Consider the following 4,685-nt stretch of genomic DNA (forward strand, 5'->3'; position numbering starts at 1 on the left):
GCCACCGCCACTCGTCCCGCTTTCCCGAAAAGTCTCTCAGCAGCAGGAGTTTCGATGACCGACCCAGCCGGCGCGGACGCGCCGTTCGTCCGCTACGAGGTGAGCGACGGATTCGCGGTGCTGACCCTGGACTCCCCGCACAATCGCAATGCCCTGTCCTCACGGCTGGTCACCGAACTGCTCGCGGGCTTGCAGCGGGCGGCCGCCGATGACGCCGTGCGCGGTGTCGTGCTCACCCACACCGGCAACACCTTCTGCGCCGGCGCGGACCTCAAGGAAGCCGTGGACGCCGACCCGGCGGCCGCCGCCGAGATCCGCACTCGCTGGATGATCTCGGTGCTGCGCGACATCCTGGCTATGCCGAAACCGGTGCTGGCGCAGGTGAACGGCAATGTCCGCGCGGGTGGCATGGGCATCATCGCCGCCTGCGACCTGGTGGTCGCGGGCCGCGACAGCAGCTTCGGCCTCACCGAGGTCCGGATCGGCCTGGCCCCGTTCATGATCTCCCTGACCCTGCTGCCCCGCATGTCCCCGCGCGCCGCCGCCCGCTACTTCTCCACCGGCGAGACCTTCGACGCCGCCGAGGCCGAACGCAACGGCCTCATCACCGTGGCCGCCGACGACCCCGCCGCCGAGGTGGCCCGCCTGCGTGCCGAACTCCGCAAGGGCTCCCCGCAGGGCCTGGCCGAGGCCAAGCGTCTGGTCAATACCGACCTGCTCGAGGTCTTCGACCTGCGGGCCGAGGAACTGGCCAAACGCTCAGCGAGCTACTTCGGCACCCCTGAGGTGATCGAGGGCATGACGGCCTTCCTGCAGCGCCGCCCACCGAGCTGGGCACAATAGGTCACCATGGCGACACCCCACGAACCCAAGCAGGACCGCAGCCGGGCCACCCGGCAGCGGCTGCTGGAGGCGACCATCGACTGCCTGTCCCAGATGGGCTGGGCGGCCGCCACGGTCGCCGTCGTCGCCGAACGAGCCGGGGTGTCCCGAGGCGCCGCCCAACACCACTTCCCCACCCGTGAAGACCTGATCACCGCCGCCCTCGAGTACATGTTCGAGGCCCGCATGGCCCAGGCCAAGGCCGACGCCCTCGCGGTAGCGGAGGTAGCCGAGGGCGTAGCCCGCACCGAAGCCGTCGTCGCCGGCTTGGTCGAGTCCTACACGGCCCCCATCTTCAAGGCGGCCCTCCAGGTCTGGACCCACGCCGCCGCCGACCCGGTCCTCCGTGAACGCATCGTCCCCATGGAAGCCCGCTTCGGCCGCATCTCCCACCGCATGGCCATCGAAGCCCTGGGTGTGGACGACGCCGACCCGGTCACCCACCACCTGGTCCAGGCCACCCTCGATCTGGCCCGCGGCCTCGGCCTCGCCGACGTCCTGACCGACGACTCCTTGCGCCGCAAGGAAATCGTTCAGCAGTGGGCCGCCACCCTCCACACCGCCCTCAGCGCACGCTGACCCGCTCTCCGGTCAGCGGGCGCTGAAGGCTGCCGTTTCAGCCACCCGACTCGGGTGTCAGGCCCTGGGGCGAGCGTAGGACCACACCGATGACTTTCCGGTCGATTCGTCGTCGGTACATCGGGGCGGACCGACAGACAGGAGTTCGGCATGGCGGAACCGATTCGAATGGGCGTGACCTCGGTGCGGGCGAACGGTGTGGACCTCGGCGTCGAGAGGTTCGGCCGGGCCGATGATCCGCTCGTCCTGCTGGTCGGCAGCCCGACGATGCTGTCCTGGACCGACGAACTGTGCGCGCGGCTCGCATCGGCCGGTCGGCACGTGGTCCGCTACGACCTGCGCGATTCCGGTGCGTCGACGACCGCCGACCCGGAGAACCCGAACTATGACCTCCGAGACCTCGTCGCAGACGCGGCCGCGCTGGTCGAGGCGCTGGGCGCCGGGACCGCCCATCTCGCCGGAATCGGCGTAGGCGGCATGGTCGCCCAGGTCGCCGCGCTGGACCACCCGGCCGTATTCACCGCACTGACCCTCGTCAACACCCGACCGGTCGCCCCGGGCCCGGTCGACGACGACCTACCCGACCACGACCCCGCCGTCATGGGCGCGCTGTTCTCCCGCCCCCAGCCGGACTGGACCGACCGCGACGCGGTCGCGGCGTTCGCCGCCGCGGGAGCCGAGCTGATGAGCAACGACCCGGATGACGCGCGCACCACAGCAACCCGAATCTGGGACCGCACGCCGTCAACCGATCCCGCGGTCCACCAGGCCAACCAACTCGGAATGGCCTTCGCCCGCATCGATTGCACCCCGCGCTGGCGCTCCCGACTCGCCGCCCTCGCCATACCGACGCTCGTAGTGCACGGCCGCGCCAACCCGTTCTTCCCGGTCGGCAACGGCGAGGCCCTCGCCACCGAAATCCCTGGGGCACAACTACTCATCCTCGATGGCGTGGGTACCGCCCTGCCCGGCAACGCATCCGACCGGATCGCCGCCGCGATGCTCCCCCTGTAACCGCCCGATCGGGATCTGTCCGGGCCTACCGGCTGCTGCCGGTACCGCTGAGCAGCAAGGGGATTCGGGCTGCCATGTCGACGGGGAGGTAGGTGGTGGCGCTGGTGGTCCAGGTCTGGCCGGATTGGGGGTCGTATTGAGTGGGCATGGCGACGTATCACGGATCCGCCGGGGACCGCTCGACAGACTGCGGCTGGGTCCGTTTCACCGCGCCCCGGAATCGCTGCCCGTGTGGTTTCCCGAGTCTGTGGCGTAAAACGTTGAGAAGCAACAACATCGGCTACTTTTGTGAAGGCCCTGAAGCCGAGGGGGCGCTACATCAGCCTCCGCACGCCGGGTTCACGGTCAGATTGGAGTTCACATGAAGAGCCACACCGACCCCATTGTCCTCGATCCCGAAGGTCCTGACATCCAGGGTGAGATTGCCCGTATCCGCGAGCGGGGACCGGTCACCCAGGTCGTGCTCCCGGGCGGAGTGCTCGCATGGTCTGTGACCGACACGACGATGCTCAAGGAGATTCTCTCCAGCCATGCGGTTTCCAAGGACCCGCGCCAGCACTGGCCGGCCTTCCGGGAAGGCCGGATCGGCACGGAATTCCCGCTGCTCAACTGGGTGAACACCTGGTCCATGTTCACCGCCTATGGACCGGATCACCGTCGGCTCCGCGCCCCTCTGGTGCCGGTGTTCACCGACCGGCGGACCGCGGCGCTGGAGCCTCGGATCCAGGCGATCGCCGATGATCTGGTGACGGGTCTCGATGCCAGGACCGGGGGTGAGCCCGTCGACATCCGCGAGCATTTCGCCTATCCGCTGCCGTTGCGCGTGATCAACGAGTTGATGGGCGTTCCCCAGGAGCTGATCGAGCCTCTGCGGACGTGCGTGGACGGAATCTTCGACGTCGCCCTGAGCGAAGCGGAAGCCGTGGCCAACTACCAGGCAATGATCGGGCTGCTCCAGGAGCTCGTCGCGTATCGTCGCGATAATCCCGCCGAGGACATGACCAGTACCCTCATCGCCCACGCCGACGATCCCGCAACGGTTTTCAGCGTCGAGGAGCTCATCGGGACGCTCTATCTGACGATCAACGCCGGGCACGAGACGACAGTGGACCTGCTCGACCAGGCCGTCTTCCAGTTGCTCACCCACCCGGACCACCTGGCCGCCGCGCTCGACGGCAGTCTGCCCTGGTCCGATGTGATCGAGGAAACGCTGCGGTTCGAACCGTCGATCGCACACGCCCCGCTGCGCTACGCGGTGACCGATTTCGTTCTCGGCGACGTCGCGATCACCGCGGGCGATCCGATACTCTCGTGCCCCGCCGGCGCCAACCGGGACCCGAAGGTGTACGGCGACAGCGCGGGTACGTTCGATCCCACTCGGACGAACAAGGGCCACATGGCCTTCGGGCACGGTCCCCATCGCTGTCCCGGCGCACCGCTGGCACGGCTCGAGGCCCTCGTGGGTCTTCCCGCGCTGTTCCAGGCGTTCCCGCACATGAAACTCGCGGCCTCGCCCGACGAGCTGGGCACGGTGCCCGGTTTCATCGCCAACGGGCACGCCCGCCTGCCGGTATTCCTGCGATAGGCGCGGGATTCGAGAAGGAACCCTAGACCGCGTCGGCCGCATCGCTTCGGCGAGCGGCTGATCGCTGACCCGCCGCGGGGCCTGCCCGGAAAGCCGGTGCCCCGCGGCGATTCCCCCTTACGGGACCGAAAACGGCTTCGACGGCGGGAATGCGACGGGCAGCGCTGTCAGCGCGCGGTGAAACGGACCCGGCCGCCACACCAGATCGTCGACAGGCACCGCCAGTCTTATTTCCGGTAGGTAGTCGAGGAGTTGATCGATGGCCTCCTGCGCGAGCAGGACCCCGAAGGGCCGGGCGTGCGCGGGGCAGGCGTGCGGGCCCGAGGAGAATGCCAAGTTCCAGCCGTTATCAAGGGGACTGCCCGGTTCCAACTCTGGGTCGGTATTGCAGGCGGCCATGCTGATGATGACCGGTTGATGCGCCGGCAGCCACACCTTGTCCAACATGACCGGCTGCTGCGGGTAGGTGACGCAGTAGTTCGCCATCGGCGGGTCGGACGTCAACCGCTCGTCGATCGCGACGCGCGTGGGCAGGGGGATCCCTTGAACGATGCTGCTGGTGAAGCGGGGGTCGGTCATCATCAGCAACAGCGTGTTGGCGATGAGGTTCGCCGCGGGCTCGACG

5 protein-coding genes and 1 pseudogene are annotated in these 4,685 nt (G+C 68.5%); 4 read left to right on the forward strand and 2 right to left on the reverse strand.

The genetic code is table 11. The features are described from left to right. Nucleotides 1-54 precede the first annotated feature (54 nt). From ACFV4K_RS34730 to ACFV4K_RS34740, 3 genes are all read left to right on the forward strand, one after another. Entirely contained in the window at nucleotides 55-843 is a 789-nt protein-coding gene (locus tag ACFV4K_RS34730) for an enoyl-CoA hydratase family protein (RefSeq protein ID WP_379280547.1), read from the forward strand. Between the two features lie 6 nt (nucleotides 844-849). Then, entirely contained in the window at nucleotides 850-1,461 is a 612-nt protein-coding gene (locus tag ACFV4K_RS34735) for a TetR/AcrR family transcriptional regulator (protein WP_379280548.1), read from the forward strand. A 150-nt stretch (nucleotides 1,462-1,611) separates the two neighbouring features. Beyond that, nucleotides 1,612-2,475 (forward strand): alpha/beta fold hydrolase, encoded by an 864-nt coding sequence (locus ACFV4K_RS34740; protein WP_379280549.1) that lies wholly within the window; start codon nucleotides 1,612-1,614, stop codon nucleotides 2,473-2,475. 25 nt (nucleotides 2,476-2,500) lie between these two features. On the opposite strand, the gene ACFV4K_RS34745 is transcribed toward ACFV4K_RS34740, so the two are convergent. After that, on the reverse strand, nucleotides 2,501-2,623 hold the full coding sequence (locus tag ACFV4K_RS34745) for a hypothetical protein (RefSeq protein ID WP_379280550.1): 123 nt from the start codon (nucleotides 2,621-2,623) through the stop codon (nucleotides 2,501-2,503). Nucleotides 2,624-2,836: 213 nt separating this feature from the next. On the opposite strand from ACFV4K_RS34745, the gene ACFV4K_RS34750 reads away from it, so the two are divergent. Continuing rightward, entirely contained in the window at nucleotides 2,837-4,060 is a 1,224-nt protein-coding gene (locus tag ACFV4K_RS34750) for a cytochrome P450 (protein WP_379280551.1), read from the forward strand. Between the two features lie 117 nt (nucleotides 4,061-4,177). On the opposite strand, the pseudogene ACFV4K_RS34755 reads toward ACFV4K_RS34750, so the two are convergent. Then, a pseudogene (locus tag ACFV4K_RS34755) lies at nucleotides 4,178-4,685 on the reverse strand (cytochrome P450); the annotation flags it as partial.

Origin of the sequence: Nocardia sp. NPDC059764, assembly GCF_042732555.1 — a bacterium.
Lineage (GTDB): Bacteria > Actinomycetota > Actinomycetes > Mycobacteriales > Mycobacteriaceae > Nocardia.